General features: G+C 56.3%; 20 protein-coding genes. 9 read left to right on the forward strand and 11 right to left on the reverse strand.

Features of this window, described 5'->3' with window-relative positions; all coding sequences use genetic code 11:
- Positions 1–177: 177 nt before the first annotated feature.
- From ychF to rfaD, 10 genes are all read right to left on the reverse strand, one after another.
- Entirely contained in the window at positions 178–1,275 is a 1,098-nt protein-coding gene (gene ychF, locus QMZ18_RS17635) for a redox-regulated ATPase YchF (protein WP_282607644.1), read from the reverse strand.
- Positions 1,276–1,364: 89 nt separating this feature from the next.
- Entirely contained in the window at positions 1,365–2,060 is a 696-nt protein-coding gene (pth, locus tag QMZ18_RS17640; protein ID WP_282607645.1) for an aminoacyl-tRNA hydrolase, read from the reverse strand.
- Between the two features lie 145 nt (positions 2,061–2,205).
- Complete coding sequence (locus tag QMZ18_RS17645; RefSeq protein WP_282607646.1) at positions 2,206–2,874, reverse strand: 50S ribosomal protein L25/general stress protein Ctc; 669 nt, start codon at positions 2,872–2,874, stop codon at positions 2,206–2,208.
- 124 nt (positions 2,875–2,998) lie between these two features.
- Entirely contained in the window at positions 2,999–3,946 is a 948-nt protein-coding gene (locus QMZ18_RS17650; protein ID WP_282607647.1) for a ribose-phosphate pyrophosphokinase, read from the reverse strand.
- A 430-nt stretch (positions 3,947–4,376) separates the two neighbouring features.
- Positions 4,377–5,267 (reverse strand): hypothetical protein, encoded by an 891-nt coding sequence (locus tag QMZ18_RS17655; protein WP_282607648.1) that lies wholly within the window; start codon positions 5,265–5,267, stop codon positions 4,377–4,379.
- 255 nt (positions 5,268–5,522) lie between these two features.
- The gene (locus QMZ18_RS17660; RefSeq protein ID WP_282607649.1) at positions 5,523–6,674 is read right to left on the reverse strand and encodes a Xaa-Pro peptidase family protein; all 1,152 of its coding nucleotides are present in this window, start codon (positions 6,672–6,674) and stop codon (positions 5,523–5,525) included.
- Between the two features lie 61 nt (positions 6,675–6,735).
- Positions 6,736–7,521 carry a peptidoglycan editing factor PgeF gene (gene pgeF / locus QMZ18_RS17665; RefSeq protein WP_282607650.1) on the reverse strand — a complete coding sequence of 262 codons (786 nt, stop codon included), beginning with the start codon at positions 7,519–7,521 and terminating at the stop codon, positions 6,736–6,738.
- Between the two features lie 78 nt (positions 7,522–7,599).
- A complete protein-coding gene (locus tag QMZ18_RS17670; RefSeq protein WP_282607651.1) occupies positions 7,600–8,739 on the reverse strand; it encodes a class I SAM-dependent methyltransferase in 1,140 nt (379 codons plus the stop codon).
- Positions 8,723–9,547 carry a prolipoprotein diacylglyceryl transferase gene (gene lgt / locus QMZ18_RS17675; RefSeq protein WP_282607652.1) on the reverse strand — a complete coding sequence of 275 codons (825 nt, stop codon included), beginning with the start codon at positions 9,545–9,547 and terminating at the stop codon, positions 8,723–8,725. The genes QMZ18_RS17670 and lgt overlap by 17 nt, the downstream gene beginning before the upstream one ends.
- Entirely contained in the window at positions 9,544–10,527 is a 984-nt protein-coding gene (rfaD, locus tag QMZ18_RS17680; protein ID WP_282607653.1) for an ADP-glyceromanno-heptose 6-epimerase, read from the reverse strand. Before rfaD ends, lgt begins: the two co-directional genes overlap by 4 nt.
- 334 nt (positions 10,528–10,861) lie before the next feature.
- On the opposite strand from rfaD, the gene QMZ18_RS36945 reads away from it, so the two are divergent.
- From QMZ18_RS36945 to QMZ18_RS17725, 9 genes are all read left to right on the forward strand, one after another.
- Complete coding sequence (locus QMZ18_RS36945; RefSeq protein WP_322097227.1) at positions 10,862–11,260, forward strand: accessory factor UbiK family protein; 399 nt, start codon at positions 10,862–10,864, stop codon at positions 11,258–11,260.
- A gap of 189 nt (positions 11,261–11,449) precedes the next feature.
- On the forward strand, positions 11,450–11,950 hold the full coding sequence (locus QMZ18_RS17690; RefSeq protein ID WP_282607654.1) for a YbjN domain-containing protein: 501 nt from the start codon (positions 11,450–11,452) through the stop codon (positions 11,948–11,950).
- 99 nt (positions 11,951–12,049) lie between these two features.
- Positions 12,050–12,883 (forward strand): pyrroline-5-carboxylate reductase, encoded by an 834-nt coding sequence (gene proC, locus QMZ18_RS17695; RefSeq protein ID WP_282607655.1) that lies wholly within the window; start codon positions 12,050–12,052, stop codon positions 12,881–12,883.
- A 48-nt stretch (positions 12,884–12,931) separates the two neighbouring features.
- The gene (locus QMZ18_RS17700; protein ID WP_282607656.1) at positions 12,932–13,411 is read left to right on the forward strand and encodes a YbaK/EbsC family protein; all 480 of its coding nucleotides are present in this window, start codon (positions 12,932–12,934) and stop codon (positions 13,409–13,411) included.
- 152 nt (positions 13,412–13,563) lie between these two features.
- On the forward strand, positions 13,564–14,160 hold the full coding sequence (locus tag QMZ18_RS17705; protein WP_282607657.1) for a TetR/AcrR family transcriptional regulator: 597 nt from the start codon (positions 13,564–13,566) through the stop codon (positions 14,158–14,160).
- Positions 14,161–14,367: 207 nt separating this feature from the next.
- On the forward strand, positions 14,368–14,865 hold the full coding sequence (locus QMZ18_RS17710; RefSeq protein ID WP_282607658.1) for a phasin family protein: 498 nt from the start codon (positions 14,368–14,370) through the stop codon (positions 14,863–14,865).
- A gap of 397 nt (positions 14,866–15,262) precedes the next feature.
- On the forward strand, positions 15,263–15,628 hold the full coding sequence (locus QMZ18_RS17715; RefSeq protein ID WP_282607909.1) for a tRNA-binding protein: 366 nt from the start codon (positions 15,263–15,265) through the stop codon (positions 15,626–15,628).
- A 367-nt stretch (positions 15,629–15,995) separates the two neighbouring features.
- A complete protein-coding gene (locus tag QMZ18_RS17720) occupies positions 15,996–16,430 on the forward strand; it encodes a MucR family transcriptional regulator (protein WP_282607659.1) in 435 nt (144 codons plus the stop codon).
- Positions 16,431–16,879: 449 nt separating this feature from the next.
- On the forward strand, positions 16,880–17,296 hold the full coding sequence (locus tag QMZ18_RS17725; protein ID WP_282607660.1) for a hypothetical protein: 417 nt from the start codon (positions 16,880–16,882) through the stop codon (positions 17,294–17,296).
- 60 nt (positions 17,297–17,356) lie between these two features.
- On the opposite strand, the gene QMZ18_RS17730 is transcribed toward QMZ18_RS17725, so the two are convergent.
- On the reverse strand, positions 17,357–18,748 hold the full coding sequence (locus QMZ18_RS17730) for an ATP-binding protein (protein ID WP_282607661.1): 1,392 nt from the start codon (positions 18,746–18,748) through the stop codon (positions 17,357–17,359).
- Positions 18,749–18,782: the final 34 nt, after the last annotated feature.

An 18,782-nucleotide genomic window follows, 5' to 3' on the forward strand; every position in this document is an offset into this window, starting at 1 on the left:
ATCTATAGAAAAAGGCCGCTCCTGAAAGAGCGGCCTTTTTTGTGCCTGTGTGCAGAAGATCAGAAGCTGTCCGTGTTTCACTGAACTATTGTAGATCTCGATGCACCCTCTGTTCCATATTGTTGGAGGCTGATTCCCGTTCGTGATCGCTTCCGCTAAAACCAATCTCGCTATCGGTCAAACATTGAAGCGGAAATGGAAGATGTCGCCGTCGGCGACCAGATATTCTTTGCCTTCCTGCCGCATTTTGCCGGCATCCTTGGCGCCCTGTTCGCCACCGTTCGCCACAAAGTCCGGATAGGCGATGGTCTCCGCCCGGATGAAGCCGCGTTCGAAATCAGTGTGAATCACGCCGGCGGCATTGGGGGCTTTAGCGCCGCGCTGTACGGTCCAGGCGCGGGCTTCCTTGGGACCAACCGTGAAAAACGTCAGTAGGTCGAGCAATTCGTGACCTGCGCGGATGATGCGCGTTAGGCCGGTTTCCGTAAGGCCCAGAGTCTCCAGGAATTCGGCTTTTTCCTCGTCGTCTGAAAGCGCCGCGACCTCTGCTTCGATCGCGGCGGAGATGATGACGCAGGCACCGCCTTCTTCGGCGGCGCGGGTAATAACCTTGGCAGAGTAGTCATTACCGCTAGCTGCCGTATCTTCTTCCACATTGGCGACATAGAGAACGGGCTTTGCCGACAGCAGTTGAAGCTGCCGGAAGACGGGTCGCAGCTCTTTGGAAATTTCTACACTGCGGGCAGGGCGTCCGTCGCGCAGGGCTTCCGCGACCGGGCCGAGCACGGCGAGCCGGTCTTTGGCTTCCTTATCGCCGCCCTTGGCACGCTTCGCGCTGCTGTCGAGCTGGCGCTCGACGCTTTCCAGGTCGGCCAGCATCAGCTCGGTTTCCACCGTTTCGGCGTCGCGGATGGGATCGACCGAACCATCGACATGCGTAACCTCGCCGTCGAAACAGCGAAGAACGTGCACGATGGCGTCGACTTCACGGATATTTGCGAGAAACTGATTGCCGAGGCCTTCGCCCTTTGACGCACCTTTCACCAGACCGGCGATATCGACAAATTCCAACTGAGTTGGAATGATCTTGGCCGACTTGCCGATCTTGGCGATCGCGTAGAGGCGTGGATCCGGCACCGAGACCCGGCCAACATTGGGCTCGATCGTGCAGAAGGGGTAATTTGCCGCTTCCGCTGCTGCGGTCTCGGTCAAGGCGTTGAAAAGTGTGGATTTGCCAACGTTCGGCAGGCCCACAATACCGCAGTTAAATCCCATTGCGTTCGTTTCCATTGGTTTGGGGTAGGGGGAAATTCGATATTCCACCAATCCCGACAGCACACTCAGCCATTGAATCTGACTTCGCTCTAAGGCTTCGATGCCGGTTCGTTGTCTGCGTCCGCTTGGAGCCCGGTGTTTGTTTTTTGAGCCGTTGTGTCAGCGGGTTTTACCAACTCTGGCTTTTGTGGAGCCGGTTTTGGCGGTTTTGGTCTCGGAGGGTTCATGACGTGGGCGACGCGCGACATAAAACTGCCGTTATCGCCCTTGATCAACAAAGAGACCTCCGCCGCGACCACATCCAGTAACTTATCGCGCCAGGCTTGATCGGCCTTGCTGAAGTCACCAAGGACATGGCTGTGAACCAACGCTTTGTCGCCAGGGTGGCCGACCCCCAAACGCACCCGCCAATAATCTTGGCCAATATGGGCGTCGATGCTGCGCAGGCCGTTGTGCCCACCAGCACCGCCGCCTTTTTTAACCTTTATTTTCCCGGGAACCAGATCGATTTCATCGTAAATGACAAACATCTGTTCGGGCTGAAGCTTGTAGAAGCGCAGTGCTTCGCCGACGGCTCGCCCGGACTCGTTCATATAGGTCTCGGGTTTGAGGATCAGAACCTTCTCGTTTCCAATCCGGCCTTCCGAAACCATCCCCTGAAATTTCGAGCGCCAAGGTCCAAAGGAATGGCGGTGGACCATTTCGTCCACCGCCATAAATCCAATGTTGTGCCTGTTGTTTGCGTAACGCTGGCCGGGATTACCCAGGCCCACTAACAGCAACATGGGGTCCTTCGCTTTGGAGTCTGATCACATTTGGCTGAATCAGACTCCATTTTGGTGTGTTAGAGAGCGGTCCACATTCTTGACGGCTTCAATCAAGAACGATCGCACTCTGATTTGACGAGATTCCCAAAGAGATCGCGAGGCATTACTCCTCGCTGGCCGCCTCGTCCTCTGCTGCCTCTGCAGCCTCTTCACCTTCACCTTCACCCTCTTCGCCTTCCTGAGCCTCAGCGGCTTCAGACTTGATGGCGCTCGGTGCGGCAATGGTCGCTACGGTGAAGTCACGATCCGTGATGGTCGGTTCTACACCGTCAGGCAGACTGATCATCGAGAAGTGAGCGGAATCACCCAGATCCAGCGAACTTAGATCCAGCTCGAGTTCCTGAGGAATAGCATCCGCACGACAGTTCAATTCGATCTCGTAGCGAACCACATTCAGGACACCGCCCTTGATAAGGCCGGGGCTCAGGTCGTCGTTGATGAAGTTGACGGGGACGTTGACGGTAACTGCGGTAGCTGCCGACACACGTAGCAGATCGATATGGATCGCGCGATCAGTAACCGGGTCGTACTGGACGTCACGGGGCAGGGCGCGTTCTTTCTTGCCTTCGATTTCAACATCGAAAAGCGTGGCAAAGAAGCCGGCCTTGTTCAGTTCCTTGTTCAGCGCCTTGGGGTCCAGGTTAATCATAACCGGGTCCTTTTTTGCGCCATAGATCACACCGGGAATACGTCCAGCACGGCGGGCAGCACGGGCGGCCCCCTTTCCGGCCCGCTCCCTTCGTTCTGCGACGAGATTTAGTACGTCACTCATTGCATTGCTCCTTAAGCAAAATTAACGGCGAGATCATTCCCGCCGCTTAGGGCCGACGCAGCCTCCAGGGGTGCTGCTGCCGGGCGCCGTCCATGGTATTGAACGGCTGATCTTTCTGGCCGCTCTAACTTGAGGCCGGCAAATCAAACAAGCTCGAAACCGAGCGTTCATCGCTGATACGCTGCATGGCGTCGCCAAGCAACGGAGCGATCGAAATCTGGCGAATGTTCTGCGCAACCCGCACCGCTTCCGTCGCCTGAATGGAGTCTGTCATGACAAGCTCCTCCAGCGGTGAGGCGGAAACACGGGCAACGGCGCCACCCGACAGCACGCCGTGTGTGACGTAGGCCGACACCGAATCAGCGCCGGAATCCATCAGTGCGACGGCGGCATTGCACAGCGTGCCGGCCGAATCGACAATGTCGTCGACCAGAATGCAGGTGCTGTCTTTCACGTCGCCGATAATGTTCATAACCTCGGAAACGCCAGCTTTCTCGCGGCGCTTATCCACAATTGCAAGGTCAGCGTCAAGTCGTTTGGCGATGGCGCGTGCCCGGACAACACCGCCGACATCGGGCGAAACGATGGTCAATCGCCGGCCGTTGTAGCGCTCCATGATATCCTTGGTGAAGACGGGCGCCGCAAAGAGATTGTCGGTCGGAATGTCGAAGAAGCCTTGAATCTGACCGGCGTGCAGATCCATGGTGAGGACGCGGTCTGCGCCGGCCGAAGTGATCAGGTTGGCAACCAGTTTGGCCGAAATCGGTGTTCTTGGCCCTGACTTCCGGTCCTGACGGGCGTAACCGTAGTAGGGAATCACCGCTGTCGCGCGCCGCGCAGAACCGCGTTTAAGGGCATCCAGCGCAACCAGCAGCTCCATCAGATTGTCGTTCGCCGGATAGGAGGTCGGCTGGATCACAAAAACATCCTCGCCGCGGACGTTTTCCTGAATTTCAACAAAGACTTCCATGTCGGAAAATCGACGGACGCTTGCCTTGGTAAGCGGCAGGTTCAAGAACGCCGAAATAGCCTCGGCCAAAGGCCGATTGCTGTTGCCAGTAAGGATTTTCATTCCAGTTTCCCCGGCTCTGTGCGGCAATAAAGTCCATTGCCGGACGTCTCGGCCTTCTCTACTTGGTCCCGCCCACTAGAGGCTGATTGTTTTTCTTCATAGCAAAGACAAACGTTAAGCAGCCTCTAATCTACATCTCAGAGGCGATCCACGATCTTGACTGCTTCAGCCAGGATTGATCGCGCTCTAAAGCCCCGCGCGAGCGACCCGGCTTTTCGGTTCTTTCGAGCCAAATCAAGTCGCCCCGACCGGATCAGATCCGCTTCCGCCGCCCAGCCCTGAGACGAGCGGAACTTATCAACGTGCCCCCGCTCTGTAAACGGCCTTCGCGTCGCTTAATTGCAATAAAGTTTGAATAAAAAAATGGTTTGGTTAACGAAGCATTGCAGGGGGCGTTAAATTCCCCACCTGAAGTGGCCAAAAGAGCGTTTTAGGGCAACTTTTGCGCCTGTCGGCCCGATTGGAGCTGGCCGATGAGATCCAGGAGGCCTTCGCGCGCGCCGCGCGCAATATCACGCGCCGTCGGGCCCCAGACACCGTCGAGACTTCCGGCAGGCACAAAGTTGCTTTGATCGACTACGCCCAGTTCTTCACTGTCTCTGACAGCGCGTAAAGTCCAGGAGATGGTCGCTTTTTGTCGGCCTTCCTGGATTGGACCAAGCGAAATGTCGCATAAAAGCAAAAGATCATCGGCACTGGCCTTGCCGGCCAACGGAAGCCGGCTGTCGGTTAACTCAGCCACGATCGCATTGCGCAGGCTGATTGCCGCATCTCCGGGAACGTCGCCGAAGGGGGCAACATGGATTTTGGCGTCCGGGAACCCAGGAATGCTGCGGGTTGCGCGAGGTCTCGTCCCTGCTAGCGCTGCAAGTTTGTCTGCTGCTTGCTCTATCACGCGCTGGGTATCGGCCACCGACGACTGTTGGAATGCCTCGCGAGACAGTCTCATTTCCTGGGCATAGGTGCCGGCCAGCTTGCCGTCAGGTGCGTAAAGGTCCCAGAGTACTGAAATGGATTTTGCCCGGGAACCGTCGCTGACTTCGGTGACGTGACTCAAGAGATACCGGCTGCCGGCATTTGCATGATTAGTTGACGCCGGAACATCGCGGGCTCTAAGGGCCTCCGCCATGGCTTCCGCCCAGGCCGAAGGGTCGGGTACCAACTCGGATTCCGGCTGCAGAACGACGATGCCGGTCCCGTCTTTCAATGTCAGGAGTGCATTATTTTCCCCGGCTTCGTGCTGAAATGGACGCGGGAGCGGTCCACAGGCGGCGAGTGCGCCAGCCAATAAGGCTATGAAGATGTGCCGGACCCGTATCATGCTTGCGCGAGCACCACGTAAAGGTCCTGTGTCAAACCTGACGCCGGGACGCCGTATATATTACCGGCAGATGCTCGATGTCGATTATCTGTCGCGGGCTCGTTCTGTCGGAGGAAGGGCATCGGAAACTGGATCCGTTACATCAGGGCACAGCTTGCCATCAGTCCCAGAAAACAAAGGACCAGAAAAATGACCATGTAGGGCATCTGTTGTTCCCCCGTTTACGGTTGGAAGTCGTGGCTTTCTATACCTAGGTCAGGCAGAAATAAAATCCAGAGGCATCCGCGATAGCGGCTCTGCTCTCGTTTCGCCGATCAGGCTGGTCCGGCCAAGGGTCATGGCGAGGCCCCTTTCGCTATCAAAAATGATCATGTGCACGAATATCACCATGCCCGGCCGGGTTTCCACCGGGTTGCCGTGATAGAGCATGGGCCAGTCCATCCAGTTGGGCGAAAAGGTCGTGCCGAGGGAGTAGCCGCAGGCATTCATGCGGTGGGCTTCATAACCGGCAGCGTCCATAACCCGGCTGTGCGCGTCGAAAGCGTCTCCGATCGTAAGGCCTGGCCGCAAGGCCTCCTCGACCGCCAGTAGGGCATCACGTGCCACGTCGTGCATTTCTCGCTGGCGATCGGGAACCTCGCCAATCGGAATGGTCCGCATCATAGCGGCATGGTAGTGGCGGTAGGCGCCAGCCCACTCCAGCGTCAGCTGATCCTGGTCGTCGAGCACCCGGCGTCCCGTGAAGTAGCGGCAGCACAGAGCGCCCGGTCCGGACCCGATAATGAACTCGTTGCCTGGATAGTCCCCGCCGCCCTTGAAGACGGCGCCTTGCATCCCCGCCAGAATATGGGCTTCGTCGGCTCCGGGCCGGGTCAGAGCGATGGCTTCGTCCCAGGCATCGTCCGCAAGTTCGGCAGCGCGCCTAACGTATTCGATTTCGGCAGCGCTTTTTACGACTCGAAGTTCGCTGACCAACATCGAGGCATCGCTCAGGTGACAGAATTGGTCTAACGCGGAGTCCAGGCGCTTTCCGTTCCGTGCCGTTAGGCCGTAGGCCTCATATTCGACGCCAAGACGCTTACCGCGGCAGCCGTGTCCATCAAGAACATCGCGAAGGTCTTCGGCGGGTTCTGCATCCGGTCCGTCAACCCAGATCCGAACATCGTCGATGACGGAGGTGTGCTGCGCCTGGCGCAGATCCGGTGCGCGGGTCAGCAGGGTCATCTTGCCATCGGCCCCAAGGTAGAGACACTGGAAAAAGACATATCCGAAGGTGTCGTATCCGGTCAGATAGAACATGCTTTCCTGACGGAAGATCAGTAAGCCGTGGAGGCCTTGCTTTTGCAGGACTTCACAGCAACGCGCCCGGCGTTCGGACAGTTCGGCTTCTGAAAAATGAATCTGCATCTTGAGTGTTCCGTCTTCACTTCAATGATTTTGGTAAGGTTGCCTAACAGGGCCGTTTAGATCAGGGCGCGAGGCAGATGGCCGATAGCCCGCGGCCGTAGTCGATCTTGCCGCTGCCGTCGGTTTCATTTTTGTGGCATGCGCGCCGATAGCTAAAGAAACGTTCTTCCTCGGCATAGGTGTCGCAGGGCAGGGCGTGAACGTCCCGCAACCCGAGCTGAGCCAATCTGCGCGCCACATAGCCTTTAATGTCGAAGAAAAAGTGCCCTTCGCGCTGTGCCGGACAGAAGAAGGCTTCGTTTTCCTTGTCTTTTTCGAGAAAGGCGCCTGGAAATTCGGGGCCGACTTCGTAAGAACGCTGTTCAATAGCCGGGCCGATGCCGACAGTGATTCTCCCGCGTTGAGCTTCCAGCTTTTCCATGGCTTCAACTGTCGCATCCAGTACGCCGGTCAGGGCGCCACGCCAGCCGGCATGTGCTGCGCCGATCACGCCGCCTTCGGCATCCGCGAAAAGCACGGGTACACAGTCAGCGGTCAGGATCCCCAAAGCAAGATTGGGTTTGTTGGTGACCATGGCATCGGCGCGCGGGGCGTTTTCGGGCGACCAGGGGGTGTCGACCACCACCGCCTCGGCCGAGTGGTATTGATATACAGATAACAAGTGGGATGCGTTCGGATTCAACATCGTAAGGGCGGATTGCCGGTTGCTGGCGACCTTGTCAGCGTCGTCGTCCGCGCCGAAGCCGCAATTCAGCGAGGCGTAGATTCCCTGGCTGCTACCGCCGTTGCGGGTAAAGAAACCGTGCCGGATACCCGGCTGTTCGTTCAGGGACCCAATGGTCAGCATGGCTCGAAAGTCGCTCCTGGAATGGCATTGCGGTCGACAGGGTGGCGTGGTGACGAAGTGTCACCACGATACGCCACTCTATGATGCCCGCCCGCCTCTGTCAGCGGAAGAAATCGGCAGGCCGGCAGGCGTGGGAAGATCGGCGTGTCCGATGGCAAGAACCTTGAACAAATCACCCATTTGTGTCGACTCGATCAAGCGCTGAACGCCGTTTTCAATGTCGCGCGCTTGCGCCGGCGTGCCTTGGGCACAAAGGCTGTCCGCGCGTTCGCGGAGACCTATGGCGTTCAGAAACGCCGCCTGCGTCACCGGTCCCCAGACGCGGGCTCCAGCTTCTTTCGATGCCTTGGAGATGGCGGCAAAATCGACATGTGCCGTCAGATCTGCCTCGCCTGGTGCAATAAGCGGTTCGTGACGTTCATGGCTGCGCAAGGCCTGCAGCGACCAGCCGGCTTGATGCTGCGCGCGTCCATAGTCGATGATGACTGCCGCTCCACCATACCTGGACAGGCGGTGCGCCAGATTGCCTGCCACCTGCGTCACGGCCGGCGAGATTTCGACCAAGGTGCCTACCGGTGTGTCGCGAAGCGTTTGCGGGATCATTGCAACTGCTTCTTTACTGGCAGCACCAGTCGTAAAGGCGAAAGCGGGGGCATTCTTTGTCGAGAGCGGCGAAAGGGTCACGAGGCGCTCATGCCATGCCCGCAGGGTGCGTTCGAACTGTCGGACCGGCAGAGCATCGAAAAACTCATTTGCAATCACGATCATGGCTTCCTCGGGAAGCGATGTCAGGTCCTGATGCCAGGTAACGTCGACGTTGTGCAGAACATCCCGCTGCTTCTCCTTGAGGCTGGGACTGGCTTCGACGAGATGGACGCGGATTGCACCACGAAATGCCGGTAGAACCGCTGCTGCGCGCAGAGCATCCGACATGAGTGTGCCGCGGCCGGGGCCTAGTTCGACCAGATTGATTGCTTTGGGCGATCCCATGGCCTGCCAGCATTGGGCGCACCAAAGACCGATCAACTCACCGAAGATCTGACTGATCTCTGGCGCCGTAATGAAGTCGCCCGCGGCCCCGAAGGGGTCCCCCGTCATGTAGTATCCGCCTTGCGGCGCCGTCAGGGCTGCGGACATAAAGTCGGCAACCGTCATCGGGCCGTCTTCGCGGATCTGTGCGGCAAGCCATTCGGCGAGCAGGTTATCCGGTCGAGCCATCTCGCGGCACCGGACCTGTTTGGCGAAGCGACCAGATGGCGAGGCCGATCCCGAGAAGCATCATCGGAAGAGATAGCAGTTGGCCCATGGTGGCGCCTGCGAAGAGAAAGCCCAGATGGTCGTCCGGTTCGCGAAAGAACTCGACGATGATCCGAGAAAGGCCGTAGCCGATAAGAAACGTTCCGGACAGCAATCCGCTGCGTGTCAGGGCCGAACCCTGGACCAACAGGAACAGTACGAGGAAGAGAACCAGCCCTTCCAGTCCGGCTTCATAGAGCTGGCTGGGGTGCCGCGGCAACTGGGTCGGATCTTGTGGAAAGATCATACCGATCTCAGCATCCGTGGCGCGTCCGTAGAGTTCGCCATTGACGAAATTTGCAATGCGCCCCAGGAGGAGGCCGATCGGGGCGGCGCAAGCCACAATATCGGTCAGTGCGAAAAATCGGATGCCGTGGCGGCGGGTGAAGAGGTACATCGCGACGATGACCCCGAGCAGCCCCCCATGAAAGCTCATCCCTCCCTGCCAAATCACGAGGATTTCCGCCGGGTTCCAGAGGAAATAAGCGGGCTTGTAGAAAAGCACATAGCCCAGACGACCACCGATGATGACGCCAAACGTCGCCCAGAGGAGAAAGTCATCGAAGGCGATGGCTTCGACTGCCTTAGGTGGTTTCCCCGTCAGCCAGCGGCAATAGCGCCAGGCAAGCAGCAGACCGACGATGTAGGCCAGTGCGTACCAGCGGATGACAAGGGGCCCAATTTCAAACGCGATAGGCCCGATATCGGGATAAGCAAGCGCCAGCGTCATCGATAAGCATCCGGCGTTGCGAGAAAATCACAGACATAGCTCTCGACCCCGGCCTCCAGCGTCGTGAAGGCCTTGTCGTAACCGGCGGAACGCAACCGCGTCATATCTGCCTCGGTGAAATATTGATATTTGTCGCGGATCGCTTCAGGGGTTGGCACGTAGCGGATGTTTTCCGGTTGTTCGAGCGCGGTAAAGACGGCGCGGGCCAGATCGGCGAAACTTCGGGCGGCGCCTGTCCCCAGGTTGAACAGCCCATTGACCTCGGGATTATCGAGCAACCACAACATGACGTCGACGCAATCACCAACCCAAACAAAATCTCTGAGCTGACCGCCGTCGGCGTAATCCGGATGGTGCGATTGAAAGAGTGTTGCTGGTTCTCCAGCTTTGAGCTGCCGGAAAAGGTGAGAGGCGACACTGGCCTGACCGCCCTTATGATATTCGTTCGGTCCGTAGACATTGAAGAATTTCAGGCCGGCCCATTGTGGAGGATGATGGGCTCCGTTCGTCAACTGACGAACAACCCAGCGATCGAAAAGATGCTTACTCCAGCCGTAGCCGTTCAAGGGTTCCAGCCGGGCCAGTGAATCGATCGAGGCATCGTCGCGGAATCCGAGCGCTCCATCACCATAAGTCGCCGCAGAGGAGGCGTAGATCAAAGGTATTCTTTTTGCTGTGCAGAAGTTCCAATAGAACTTCGACAGGCGGAAATTATTGGCCATCAGGGCATCGCCGTCGGTTTCGGTGGTTGCCGAGATGGCGCCGAGATGTATGACCGCGGTTAGGGGCTGGTCGAGCTGCTCCAGATAATCGGCGACCTGCTCCGGTGGGACCACGTCCTCGATTTCGGCTTTGGCAATGTTGCGCCACTTGTCGCCTTGACCAAGCCAGTCGCAAACGATGACGCCCTCACCGCGTTCGGAGAGGCTTGCGACGAGGTTTGAGCCAATGAAACCGGCACCGCCGGTAATGAGGATCATAACTGAAGATTTCTCCTGCTGGGCCAGCGATCGGTATGCGATCCCACGAGGGCCTGAGAATCGCGGCTCCTCTTATATAAGGCCAAGGCGGGTGAGAGAAGGGCGCTTTTTGGCTGCGCAGGCACTTCTGCCAAAACGCCAGCGAAAACCGGGAATGAAACTGCGGCAAAAGGTGGCATTCGCTGTGAAGTAATTGAACCCGCTGCCTTCACTGGTCATAGTGCTGATGGAACGCTGTCTGTGGCAAAGCGGATAACGTTTTTCTGCCAGCGTACATCTTGTACGCAGCGGCGAACCGGATTCAACATCGTTTTTATTGCTGTGAGCCTGTGACATGCAAACTCAGAACCGTTTTTTGGATGACCTCGCCCGTGTGACTTCCGGCGCAATGGGTGTCGCTGCCGGCGTACGGGGTGAAGTCGAGGCTCGTGTGCGCGAGCAGCTCGAACGCGTCTTGGCACAGATGGATCTTGTCCCGCGTGAAGAGTTTGAAGTTGTGAAGGCTATGGCTGCCAAAGCGCGCAGCGAACAGGAGGTGCTTAGCGAACGGTTGGCACAACTGGAAGCTTTGCTCGCTGAAAAAGAGATGACTTCCGGATCTGTTCGCCAAAAAAGTGCATCCTCTGCCAAGAAAGCTAAGCAGAAAGCCAAGCCGGGCGCTAAATCCACTCAAAAACCGGCTTCGAAGCCGACCGCGTCCGGAGATGGCGCCGTTACCTCAGAATCAGAATAGTTATCCACAGAAGTATCGCATGTAATCGCTGACGAGGCCGACTCAGCTATTGCGCCGCTGAATCGAAGATGGCACGCTACATTTGGTAGTTTGCAGTCGCGCTTTAACCATATTTCGGTAACAGACGTGTAATGCGGTCTACCTCTGGACGGCAGATAGCCGCCACATCAGCTAGGGGACTGCATTGCAATGGACACGCATACGACTGTAATTGGTAGTTCTCACAATCCTCTCGATATTCTCGAGGAACTGGTCATTGCGAATGACTGGAGCTTCGATCGCCATAATGATTCAGAGCTTACCGTCGAGGTGGCAGGGCGCTGGTGCGACTATCACATGTATTTTGTGTGGCAGCACGAGGTCAGCGCCGTGATTTTTACCTGCCAGTTCGATCTGCGGGTGCCGGACACCAAGCGGTCTGCGGTCTACGAGTTGATCGGTTCCGTGAACGAAAAGCTCTGGCTGGGGCATTTCGACCTGCTCTCCGACGATGGCACGGCAATGTTCCGTCATACTGTTCCACTGCGTGGCCTCCAGGCGGCAAGCGTCGAGCAGCTGGAAGATCTGGTCGATACCGCAGTTGTCGAATGCGAGCGTTTCTACCCGGCTATCCAGATGGTCGTGTGGGGCGGGCAATCGGTTCAGAATGCCTTGGCGGCGGCCTTGATGGAAACGGTTGGCGAAGCCTAATCTGTACGACAGCCAGACGGTATCTCAGGTTCTTCTCTCAAGAGATGGGCTTGCGCTGTCCATACAAAGTCCGAAATCTACGGCTTAAGAGCGTAAATTATGCAAATTGACGGATCCCTGCTGCTGGTTGGATGCGGCAAAATGGGCGGCGCATTGCTCGAGGGTTGGTTGTCTCAAGGTGTTAAGCCCGAGGCAGTCACGATCATCGAGCCTTTTGAATCCAGCTTTCTCGAACAACTGCGCGCACGTGGCGTGACGGCTATCAGTGTGGTGTCGGATCTGGTGGCGGATTACGACCCTGCCGTTGTTGTATTGGCAATCAAGCCACAGATGATGGACGGTACGATCAGGGAATACCGGACATTGTCTAATCCCGGCACCGTGTTTCTCTCAATAGCCGCAGGTAAGACAATCGATTACTTCCAGGCGGCCCTGGGCGATGACAGCGCTATCGTTCGTGCGATGCCTAATACCCCGGCCGCGGTAAGCCGCGGGATGACCGTGCTCTGCGCCAACGCCTCCGCTTCCGCGATGCAGAAGAAAACCTGCAGTCAGCTTCTTTCCACGGTTGGCGAGACTGCATGGGTTGAGGACGAAGGGCTGCTCGATGCTGTGACTGCCGTCTCCGGTGGCGGGCCGGCTTATGTTTTTTTATTGATCGAATGTCTGGCTCAGGCCGCCATAGATGCGGGGCTGCCGGACGACCTGGCACAACGGCTCGCCCGCGTGACGGTGGCCGGTTCGGGCGAGCTGGTTTATCAGGCCAGCGAGTCCCCGAGCCAACTGCGAAAAAACGTTACCAGCCCTGCCGGGACCACTTTGGAGGCTCTCAACGTCCTAATGGCGGCAGATGGACTGCAACCCCTCATGACCCGCGCCATTGCGGCGGCTACACAGCGTAGTCGGGAGCTTGGACGCCAAGATCCCACCTGAGGCACCCTCTGAAACCGCGCTCCAATCCTATCGTTAAAGGAGCTGTAAATGGAGTTGAAAGCCAGTTCCCGCCGCGTGCAGGAAGCTCTTGGCACATCGGGGGCAGACTTTGAGGTTCGCGTGTTTCCCGAAGGTACTCGGACAGCGGCCGAAGCTGCTGAGGCGATCGGCTGTGAAGTGGCGCAGATTGCCAAGTCGCTGATTTTCCGGGCGAAGGAGAGCAATCGATCGATTCTTGTGATTGCCAGTGGTGCCAACCGCGTTGACGAAAAACGGCTTGCGGCGTTGTTGGGAGAAAAGATCGGGCGGGCGGATCCGGATTTTGTTCGGGAAAAGACGGGTTTTGCGATCGGGGGCGTTCCTCCCGTCGCACATCGGGAGGCGCCGGTCACCTTTATCGATCGGGATATTCTCAACTATGATTCGATCTGGGCGGCGGCCGGCACACCGAACGCGGTTTTTCCGTTAAAATCCGCGCAATTGGCGGGGCTGACAGGTGGAACGATCGTCGATATCAAGAAAGAGTAGTGTTAAGCTGAGGTTTGTTGTCGCGATGAGCGCAAAAAACAAGAATTTGCCGATACTGCGCTCGAAACTCATTATGATCGAAACCAGATAGATAGGATGCCTGCTCCTGGCCGGAGTGATTAACTGCAGGCACAGGGTTATCGGAGGATACGATGGTAAAGAAGGCGGATATTCCCCAACATGTTATCGATACTGCGATGGACCTGGCGCGTGAGAAGGGTTGGCGCGAACTGTCGCTGACGGATATTGCCGAAGCAGCCAAGCTCCCGTTGTCCCAAGTCTATGATGTTTATCCTTCAAAGCAGGCCATTCTGAAGGGGTTTGCCAGGATGATCGACACCAAAGTCATTGCCGAAGAAGACAGCGATACTGGTAATGAACCGGCGAAGGATCGCCTGTTCGATATCATCATGCGCCGCTTGGATGCACTCGGTCCTTATAAGGATGCGCTGGCAGCAATCGCACATGATCAAGGCAGAGACCCGCTTGCCGCTGCTTGTAGTGCTCGCCGCCTGCACCGTTCTATGGCTTGCATGCTAGAGGCGGCCCAGCTATCGGCCGGCGGCGTCCGTGGGATGGTTCGGGTCAAGGCGCTCGCGGGCGTTTATCTTGCAACCCTGCGGGTCTGGTTCAAGGACGATGCTGAGGATCTGCCGAAGACCATGGCCTCGCTGGACCGTTACCTTACCCGCATTGACGGCTGTGCCCGCCGTTTCGCGAAAAAACGGCCGGAAGCTGCCGCAGCCTGACAGGTGGCCTTACGAGTGGGTTGCGAGGCGATCGGACCGATTCCACCCAATCGGAGCGGACGGCCCTGACTTCGATGCGATTGAGTAATACAATTATGTTGCACTGCAACAAAATGCTTGACGTCAGAAATTTTGCGCTTATATTCCGGTCATCAGAGACATTTGTGCAGTGCACAATATCACAATCTATGAAAAGGAATTGGGTCAATGGCCAATGCTGCAAAAACGGGGAACCCGTTCCTCGATGGAGATTTTAACGCCTTCATGGACGTTTCCAAGTTCGCAAAACAGTTCGAGGTTCCGGATCTTTCTAAGCTGACCGAGCAGTTCGCCGTCCCCGGCGTTGACACTGCTGCGATCATGGAAAGCCAGAAGCGCAACATGGAAGCCATCGTTCAGGCCAACCGGCTTTCATTCGAAGGTTCGCAGGCGCTGATGCACCGCCAGGGCGAGATTGTCCGTCAGGCAGTGGAAGAGGCTTCCCGCGCCGTTCAGTCTCTCTCGACTGCCGGCACTGCTGACGAAGTTATGTCCAAGCAGGCTGAGCTGGTTAAAGAGGCGTTTGAGCGCACGCTTTCCAACGTTCGCGAACTTGCAGAGATGGGCGCGAAGTCGAATCAGGAAGCTGTAGAAGTTTTGAACCAGCGCGTTTCGGACTCGCTCGAAGAGCTGAAATCGCAGATCAAGGCAACGAAAAAGAAGTAAGCTCCACTTTACGTCTTTTATTCGCTTTTGATTGAACAGGGGTCGCTATTTCAAGCGGCCCTTTTTCATTGCCTAATCTCCAAATACTTCGAAGTCGCGGCTGGTTCTCGTGCGAGCTGTGAAGCCGCCGCAGCGAGCTCTGCCGTTATCAAGGGCCGCAGCGCTCCGCCGGCTTCTCTTTAGTTTTCACTCCAGCTTCTACTGCTCGCTTCGCAGCAACTTGTCGTGCGCGCCGCTGTGGTGTTAGCGTCGCATCCCGGTCCGAATGGGGATCGGAGGGTGATCGTTCTTGACCGGAAAGGATGGGGCGAGTCGTTTTCTCTATCACTTTAAATTAAAGACTGGTGCCGGCTTTCTCTGGCCCAAAAAAATTGATCAAATTTTGGGAGATTTAGCGATGTCCGGTGGAGATACTACAGTCGAGGACAAAGTACTCGGCTATGACGAATTCTTGAGGGTTGATGTTCGCGTCGGCACTGTCATCAAAGCAGAGGAATATCCCGAAGCCCGTCGGCCAGCTTTTAAGCTCCTCGTGGATTTCGGCCCCCAGGTTGGAATCAAGAAAACCTCTGCGCAAATTACGGTTCACTATAGTTTGGAAAGCCTGCCCGGTCGGCAGGTGGCAGCCGTCGTCAACTTTCCGCCAAAGCAGATCGGCAAGTTCATGTCGGAAGTTTTAGTTCTCGGTTTTCCCGATGAAAACGGTGATATCGTGTTGCTCGAACCTGACCGAATCATTCCAAACGGCGGCCGAATGTCTTGAAGTTTCTGCTGTGACAATGCTGTCAGCGGTTGAGAATTCTTGCTCTAGCTGCAATGACATAAAATTACCACTGCTGGAATCGCCGCTCACCTTGTAAGTAACAGGCACTCTTCTATCTATTGTATGTTTCCAATATGCGTGAGCAGACGCTTTCTTCTTTTGGCCTTATTGGATCTTTCGTTCAAGAATTTGAAAATACCATTATCTTTTTACATGACTAAGGATCAGTTGTCGGATATATTGCGGGCGATTTTTGTTGTGCTTAGATAAAATTGGTTTTTGTTATAATTACCTCATTGAGCCGACACTCTCGCCTTTGGTGCGTTACTGAAATCACTGGCGTCAATACTGTATTCGGGAGACTTGAATGTCTGAAACTGCGGAAAAGCCTGAACTGCTTAGGTTAACTGCGCATATTGTGCAGTCTTATGTGGGCAACAATAGTGTCGGAAAAAGCGAACTGCCAGCTTTGATCACGAGTGTGTTTGACACCTTAAGTGGTACCGGCGTGGAACCTGAGCCGGAGCGTCTGAAGCCAGCTGTTTCAATTAAGCGGTCGATACAGCCTGACTTTATTGTTTGCTTGGAAGACGGCAAGAAGCTGAAGATGCTGAAGCGGCACTTGAGTACGGCGTACGGAATGACTCCCGAAGAGTATCGCGAACGCTGGAATCTTCCGGCCGACTATCCGATGGTCGCACCGAACTATGCAAAGCGACGCAGTAATCTGGCGAAAGAGATTGGTCTCGGCCAGAGCAATAAACGCTCGCGTAAAACAAAATCCAAAACCGCAAAGCGGTAGAACAGTTGCGCCAACAATTCCGTTATACCAGTAGTTACGAGCGCTCCTTGGGTCGGCACATTGCGGGCTTGGCGGTTCGTCTACTGAATACAGGGAAGACGCAGCAGCTTATGCCTAACTAGCGCGCGTGCAGCATTGCGATTTGCGCAGCTGCACAAAAGCCAAGTGAGTTGAAGCGACCGCGATACCGGCGCTTCGCGACTCCCACATCGAGATATACTATTCCTTGAGCGTAAATCGTACTTCGCCTTCCTGAAGGAGCGGTCGATTCACGCTCTTGGTCGTTTCATCCAAGTGTCGTCGTGCTCGTTTCCATAAGCTTATGGGACTCTTCGGTGCATCAGGTACAGCGCACAATGGACGAGATTGGTTACGTGGTTCGGATGACATGAAACGCCCCGTCATGGCATTATCGCTGGTGGATTTGACCATGTTGGAGCAGGTCGAGGATGTTTTCGTTTTTCGCTGAGATGTTCGGAAAAAGCCGTGAAGTGAGGTCGCTTGAGCGTCATCTGAGTCAAAGAGGTGTCAATCCACGGGCAGTAAACGACGCGACCAAGTTTACGATCAACAAGTGGATTCGCGAAACCATGGTGACTGTGGAGGCTTCAAATGATCCTGAAGAGCGAAACAGACAACGCGCGGACTTGCAGATTTCGGCTGCGGATCTACTGGCGTTTTGTGTTCTCGGAAATGAAGACTTCATCGAGGCAAACTCTGCAGAATTGGCCAGGTCTCAATACTCGCGAATTACCGCCGCCACCGAGGGGAGCAACGACTTCGACGCGGGCATTGTCATGCTGACGATTCACGCTGGTATCGCTCATCCAGAAATTGCCGAAAGCGTAGAGATCGAAAGCGAGTGACGAGCTTGCGGCTTCGGACACATGGGGCGGTAACTCGGGCGGACTCTGGCAGATCGTAACCTAAAGCGGCAGGCGAACTCGGGCGCGCAAACCTCCGCCTGGCGCGTCGTCGAGGCTTAATTCGCCTCCGTGACTGTGGATGACGTCGCGGGCGATCGTGAGACCCAAGCCGATCCCGCCCGTTGCCTGATTTCGTGACTGATCGAGTCTAAAGAAGGGCTTGAAAACGTCCTTGCGCCGCTCTGGCGGGATACCGGGGCCGTCGTCGTCTACCGTGATTTCTACTGCTTGGTCGCGCTGCCCCGCACGCACGGACACGTGCTTGCCGTATCGTTGGGCGTTGACCAGAAGATTGGCAAAGCAGCGTCTCGTGGCTTCCCGGCGCAACGGTAGAACGACGTCCTGTTCAGTGTGTAGGTCGATAATCCCGCCGTCCCGACTTGTCTGTGTCACGACTTCACGCAGCAAGGTCATGATTTCTGTTGATTGAGGCTGCTCCGTCCCTTCACCCCGGGCAAAAGCGAGATAGCCCTCAATCATGCGCTCCATTTCCGTGACGTCGGACTTCAGGTCTTCCACTTCACCTGACTGGTCGAACATCGCCAATTGTAGTTTCATTCGGGTCAATGGCGTCCGCAGATCATGGCTGACTCCGGACAGCATGTCGGTGCGTTGCTGAACCTGTCGTTTAATTCGCGATCGCATTTGGAGAAAAGCGGCCGATGCCTGCCGGACTTCTGCGGCACCTTCCGGTTTAAAGCCCTCGACGTCGCGGCCCTTGCCGAAGCTTTCGGCGGCCTGCGCCAATCGCTGGATGGGCGTCACCTGTTTGCGCATGAAAAAGACAGCGACACCGAACAGGATGACCGACGTCCCGACCATCCACATGATGAATATATAAGTAGTGGAGGAAAAAAGTCGTTTGCGGGGTACAAGTACGCGAAGGACGCCATCCGGCAGCTGCACATCGATTTTGACCCGTTCCTCCAGAGAGACCGTATCGATGACAAATGGGTACCCGAACCTGTCTTCGAGGGCTTCACTGAGCTTTCGGTTTAGAACACCGTAGCTGGGCGACTTCGCGTCACCAGGAAGAAAAGCGCCCTTTTCAAGTTCGATTTCAAGCGCGAACGAGCGGCGGGCGAGTCGAAAGGCGCGTGCACGCTGCACGTCGCCCGAGTCGCGCTGGATTAGCTCGATTACCACTGCAATATCGCCGGCGAGGCCTTGGGATAGGCGTTTGGTGATCGTATCGTAGTGGCGGTCGTAGAATACCCAGGTGGAAACGACCTGCAGCAGGACAAGAGGCGTGACGATAATCAGAAGTGAACGGCTTAGCAGCGTGCGCGGAATGATCCGCTTGAACGACGAAGACTTTGCCGCGGCCGTGCTCTTGTCGCCCGGTTGATCGTCAGTAATATCGCTGTTGGCTACGTTTGCTTGAGAAGCCATTTTTCATCCAATGTCATCGCTTGACGCCGGGTCT

Origin of the sequence: Pelagibius sp. Alg239-R121, from assembly GCF_947331435.1 — a bacterium.
In the GTDB taxonomy this organism is placed as follows: domain Bacteria; phylum Pseudomonadota; class Alphaproteobacteria; order Kiloniellales; family Kiloniellaceae; genus Denitrobaculum.

Coding starts and splice junctions, on each gene's coding strand:
- pth (WP_282607645.1), bottom strand. CDS start 2,060: ATGTTGCTGTTAGTGGGCCTGGGTAATCCCGGCCAGCGTTACGCAAAC.
- QMZ18_RS36945 (WP_322097227.1), top strand. CDS start 10,862: ATGCAAACTCAGAACCGTTTTTTGGATGACCTCGCCCGTGTGACTTCC.
- QMZ18_RS17710 (WP_282607658.1), top strand. CDS start 14,368: ATGGCCAATGCTGCAAAAACGGGGAACCCGTTCCTCGATGGAGATTTT.
- QMZ18_RS17650 (WP_282607647.1), bottom strand. CDS start 3,946: ATGAAAATCCTTACTGGCAACAGCAATCGGCCTTTGGCCGAGGCTATT.
- QMZ18_RS17730 (WP_282607661.1), bottom strand. CDS start 18,748: ATGGCTTCTCAAGCAAACGTAGCCAACAGCGATATTACTGACGATCAA.
- QMZ18_RS17660 (WP_282607649.1), bottom strand. CDS start 6,674: ATGCAGATTCATTTTTCAGAAGCCGAACTGTCCGAACGCCGGGCGCGT.
- rfaD (WP_282607653.1), bottom strand. CDS start 10,527: ATGATCCTCATTACCGGCGGTGCCGGTTTCATTGGCTCAAACCTCGTC.
- QMZ18_RS17645 (WP_282607646.1), bottom strand. CDS start 2,874: ATGAGTGACGTACTAAATCTCGTCGCAGAACGAAGGGAGCGGGCCGGA.
- QMZ18_RS17655 (WP_282607648.1), bottom strand. CDS start 5,267: ATGATACGGGTCCGGCACATCTTCATAGCCTTATTGGCTGGCGCACTC.
- QMZ18_RS17720 (WP_282607659.1), top strand. CDS start 15,996: ATGTCTGAAACTGCGGAAAAGCCTGAACTGCTTAGGTTAACTGCGCAT.
- QMZ18_RS17670 (WP_282607651.1), bottom strand. CDS start 8,739: ATGGCTCGACCGGATAACCTGCTCGCCGAATGGCTTGCCGCACAGATC.
- ychF (WP_282607644.1), bottom strand. CDS start 1,275: ATGGGATTTAACTGCGGTATTGTGGGCCTGCCGAACGTTGGCAAATCC.
- QMZ18_RS17690 (WP_282607654.1), top strand. CDS start 11,450: ATGGACACGCATACGACTGTAATTGGTAGTTCTCACAATCCTCTCGAT.
- QMZ18_RS17715 (WP_282607909.1), top strand. CDS start 15,263: ATGTCCGGTGGAGATACTACAGTCGAGGACAAAGTACTCGGCTATGAC.
- QMZ18_RS17705 (WP_282607657.1), top strand. CDS start 13,564: ATGGTAAAGAAGGCGGATATTCCCCAACATGTTATCGATACTGCGATG.
- QMZ18_RS17700 (WP_282607656.1), top strand. CDS start 12,932: ATGGAGTTGAAAGCCAGTTCCCGCCGCGTGCAGGAAGCTCTTGGCACA.
- pgeF (WP_282607650.1), bottom strand. CDS start 7,521: ATGCTGACCATTGGGTCCCTGAACGAACAGCCGGGTATCCGGCACGGT.
- QMZ18_RS17725 (WP_282607660.1), top strand. CDS start 16,880: ATGTTTTCGTTTTTCGCTGAGATGTTCGGAAAAAGCCGTGAAGTGAGG.
- lgt (WP_282607652.1), bottom strand. CDS start 9,547: ATGACGCTGGCGCTTGCTTATCCCGATATCGGGCCTATCGCGTTTGAA.
- proC (WP_282607655.1), top strand. CDS start 12,050: ATGCAAATTGACGGATCCCTGCTGCTGGTTGGATGCGGCAAAATGGGC.